Source organism: Gemella sp. GH3 (genome assembly GCF_013415425.1).
Taxonomy (GTDB): domain Bacteria; phylum Bacillota; class Bacilli; order Staphylococcales; family Gemellaceae; genus Gemelliphila.
Genome location: NZ_JACBYC010000160.1, coordinates 1 through 585 on the forward strand (window position 1 = coordinate 1; position 585 = coordinate 585).

1 protein-coding gene is annotated in these 585 nt (G+C 34.5%); it reads left to right on the forward strand.

Annotation, left to right across the window (positions count from 1 at the left end; genetic code table 11):
• A partial coding sequence (locus HZY83_RS06210; RefSeq protein WP_179943190.1) for an APC family permease occupies positions 1 to 585 on the forward strand: 585 nt, incomplete at both ends.

Consider the following 585-nt stretch of genomic DNA (forward strand, 5'->3'; position numbering starts at 1 on the left):
GGTATCATTTTCTCATTCAACGCATTCCAAACTATCATTAATATGGGATCTGAGATTAAAAATCCCGAGAAAAATATCGCTCGAGGTATTGCGATTTCACTTACATTAAGTGCAATCTTATACATTGTACTTCAAAGTACGTTTATTACATCAATGCCAAGTTCAATGATTCATGAACATGGTTGGAATGGAATTAATTTCAATTCACCTTTCGCAGATATGGCAATTTTATTAGGTATCAATTGGTTAGCAATTTTACTTTATGTTGAGGCTGTTGTTTCACCATTTGGTACAGGTGTATCATTCGTAGCTGTTACTGGCCGTGTGTTACGCGCTATGGAAAAGAATGGTCATATTCCTAAATTCTTAGGTAAAATGAATGAACAATATAATATTCCACGTGTAGCAATTGCATTTAACGCAATTATCAGTATGATTATGGTTACACTTTTCCGTGACTGGGGTACGTTAGCAGCTGTTATTTCTACAGCAACATTAGTAGCATATTTAACAGGCCCAACAACAGTTATTTCATTACGTAAAATGGCACCAAAAATGACACGTCCATTTAAAGCAAATATCTTA